3 protein-coding genes are annotated in these 2,957 nt (G+C 72.6%); all 3 read right to left on the bottom strand.

The features are described 5' to 3' along the window. Positions 1-75: 75 nt before the first annotated feature. From DQW85_RS25125 to DQW85_RS25115, 3 genes are read right to left on the bottom strand one after another with little or no spacing between them, the layout of a single operon-like run. Positions 76-624: a hypothetical protein gene (locus DQW85_RS25125; protein WP_162795360.1), complete on the bottom strand. Its 549-nt coding sequence runs from the start codon at positions 622-624 to the stop codon at positions 76-78. Between the two features lie 23 nt (positions 625-647). Continuing rightward, positions 648-2,141: a sensor histidine kinase gene (locus tag DQW85_RS25120; protein ID WP_205315389.1), complete on the bottom strand. Its 1,494-nt coding sequence runs from the start codon at positions 2,139-2,141 to the stop codon at positions 648-650. Further along, positions 2,138-2,818, bottom strand: a complete 681-nt coding sequence (locus tag DQW85_RS25115) for a response regulator transcription factor (protein ID WP_113702451.1) — start codon at positions 2,816-2,818, stop codon at positions 2,138-2,140. Before DQW85_RS25115 ends, DQW85_RS25120 begins: the two co-directional genes overlap by 4 nt. Positions 2,819-2,957 lie beyond the last annotated feature (139 nt).

Below are 2,957 nucleotides of genomic sequence, written 5' to 3'. Positions count from 1 at the left end.
CGGCCGTCCGGAGCGGGCGGCGGCGGCGCGGCGGGAGCGTCCGGGCCGCCGGCCTGGTCTCGTCCTTGACCTGGGTCACCTGGGCCCTGCCTCCTTCATGGGCGACGTGTCCCTGCATGCCTCGAACGCCTTCTTGAACGTGGGGTCGTCGGGCTTGAAGCCGCGGCGCGGGCCGCCGCCGGCGACGAAGCCGCCGTTCGGTTCGGGGTCGGGCATGTCCACGCCGTTCTCGCGCATGCAGGCGGCGAACGCCCGCATCTTCTCCACGTCCTCGGGCTTGATCTGCCCCCGCTGCTTGACGGGTGAGAACTCCTTGCACGCCTCGAAGGCCTTCTTGGTCTTGGCCTCGTCCCCCTGCTTACCGAGCCTCACCTTGACGCCGCCGCCGGCGCCGGGCTCGGGGTCGGGCATGTCGACGCCGTGGTCGCGCATGCACTGGGCGAACTTCCTGGCCTGCTCCTCGGGGTTGGCCGTTGTGGTGGCCGTGGGGGTCGCCGCGGGCTTGCCCGAGGCGGTGGCGACGGAGGCGACGCCGGTCGGGCTCTGCCGGGCGCCGCACCCCGCGGCGGCGAGCGCGAGCACGGCCGTCGCGACCAGCGTTCTTCGGATGGGTGTTCCTCGCATGCCCCCACGGTGCCGAGCGCGGATCAGAGCGAGCTGGGAGCCGCCTCGGAGCCCGGTAGGAGCACGCGGAAGGTGGCGCCCTCGCCCGGCGCCGTGTCGAGCTCGACGTCGCCGCCGTGGGCGCGGACGATGGCGGAGACGATGGCCAGGCCGAGGCCGGCGCCGCCGTCGGCCCTGGACCTGCCCTGGCCGACCCGGTAGAGGCGGTCGAAGATGTGCGGTACGTGCTCCGGCGGCACGCCGGGGCCGGTGTCGGTGACTTCCAGCACGGCGGTTCCGCCGCGGCGGCCGACCCTGACCGTGACGGAGGCGTCGTCGGGTGTGTGGGCGAGGGCGTTGCCCACCAGGTTGACGGCGACCTGGCGGAGCCGGGCCTCGTCGCCCGTGACCGAGACGGGGACGAGCGTGTCGCCGAGGCCGGCCAGCCTTACCTGCCTGCCGGGCAGGCGGGCGCGGGCGTCGCGGATCGTGTCGGCGGCGATCTCCAGCAGGTCCACGGGGCGGCGGTCGAGGGGGCGCTCCTGGTCGAGCTGGGCCAGGGTGAGCAGGTCGTTGACGAGCACGCCCATGCGGGCGGCCTCGCTCTCGATCCTGCCCATCATCTCGTCGGTGTCGCCGCCGCCCCTGCGGTGCAGCTCGGCGAAGCCGCGTACGGAGGTGAGCGGCGTGCGCAGCTCGTGGGAGGCGTCGGCGAGGAAGCGGCGCATGCGTGACTCGGAGTCGGTCCTGGCGGCGATCTCCGACTCGACGCGGTCGAGCATGATGTTCATGGCCCGGCCGAGCCGCCCGGCCTCGGTGTGCGGGTCGGGCGCGGGCACCCGCCTGGCGAAGTCTCCCCGGGCGATCTTGCCGGCCGTTCGCTCCATTCTGGTCAGCGGGCGCAGGCCGAGCCGTACGACGGCGTCGGCGACCAGGCCGAGCAGCAGCAGGACGAGGGCGCTGACGGCGAGGGCGATGGCGGTGAGGGACGTTCGGGTCTGTTCGACCTCGGCGAGCGACTGCGCGACGACCACGGTGCCGCCGTCGCTCGTGGCGACGGCTTTGACCCGCCATGACGGGCCCTCGGTGCCCGGCACGGTGTAGGGCTCGCTCGACCGCACGGCCACGCGTACGCCATTCTCCACGGCGACGCGTACGCCGTTCTCCGCCACGCCGGGGATGCGGCTGCGGATGTCGGCGTGGATGTCACCGAGGTCGGGGCCGGGCTGCGAGGCGTCGGGCACCGTGCTGACGAGCGCGCCGCCGGGCGCGTACACGTAGATCCTGGCCACGGAGGCGACCCGCTTGGTGATCACCGCGTTCAGTGGCATGAAGTCGAGGGGCAGCGGGGGCGCAGGCGTCACGTTCATCTTGAAACCGACGCTGCCCAGCCCGTTGAGCTGCTCGTCCACCCGTTTGAGGAGGCTGTCGCTGAGCAGGGCGATGCCGATCACGTTGCACAGCACGAGCGCGACCGTGGTGAGCGCGAGCATGGCCATGACGAGCCGCGCGCGCAGCGTCCAGCGGGCGGGGCTCACCGGGGCGTCCTGAGCGTGTAGCCGACGCCGCGCACGGTGTGGATGAGCTGCGGCTCCCATCTGTCGATCTTCTTGCGCAGGTAGTAGACGTACGACTCGACGATGCTGGAGTCGCCGTCGAAGTCGTAGCGCCAGACGCTGTCGAGGATCTGCACCTTGCTGACCACCCGGCCGGCGTTGGTGAGGAGGTAGGCGAGCAGGTTGAACTCGGTGGGCGACAGGTCGACGCGCACGCCCGCCCGCCGCACCTCGTGCGCCTCGACGTCGAGCTCGACGTCGGCGTAGCGCAGCACGGTGTCGGGCCGCGGCCGGGTACGGCTGCGCCGCAGGATGGCCCTGATGCGCAGCACCACCTCCTCCAGGCTGAAGGGCTTGGCCACGTAGTCGTCGGCGCCCAGGGTGAGGCCCTGGACGCGGTCCTCCACCCTGTCGCGGGCGGTGAGGAAGAGCACCGGGATGCGCTCGCCGAGCCGCCGGGCCACCTCGAAGCCGTCGATGTCCTCGAGCATCACGTCGAGCACCACGATGTCGGGCTCGAACTCCCTGGCGGCCGACACCGCTTCGGCGCCGGTCTCCGCGGTCCTGACCTCGAACGAGACCAGTCGCAGAGTCTGCGAGAGCAGGGCGCGGATGTTCGGCTCGTCGTCGACGACGAGCACCCTGGCCGGTCGGTCCATGCTCAAAGGTCTACCCGAGTCAGCTCAATGCCAGCTCAAAGCGGACGGAGTGGAGGCCGGGCGGGGCCGCTATGCCGCTGAGATGACGCGCTCCCTGCCCGCCGCCTCGGCGGGCAGGGCCGCCGGCGGCTCCGGCGCG

It is taken from the genome of Nonomuraea lactucae (assembly GCF_003313395.1).
GTDB classification, from domain to species: Bacteria; Actinomycetota; Actinomycetes; order Streptosporangiales; family Streptosporangiaceae; genus Nonomuraea; species Nonomuraea lactucae.
The sequence above is the reverse complement of the archived record's forward strand: the minus strand, read 5'-3'. Positions and strand labels throughout refer to the sequence as shown.

Excerpts from the sequence above, each read along its gene's own strand:
- DQW85_RS25125 (WP_162795360.1), bottom strand. The coding sequence starts at position 624 with ATGCGAGGAACACCCATCCGAAGAACGCTGGTCGCGACGGCCGTGCTC.
- DQW85_RS25115 (WP_113702451.1), bottom strand. The coding sequence starts at position 2,818 with ATGGACCGACCGGCCAGGGTGCTCGTCGTCGACGACGAGCCGAACATC.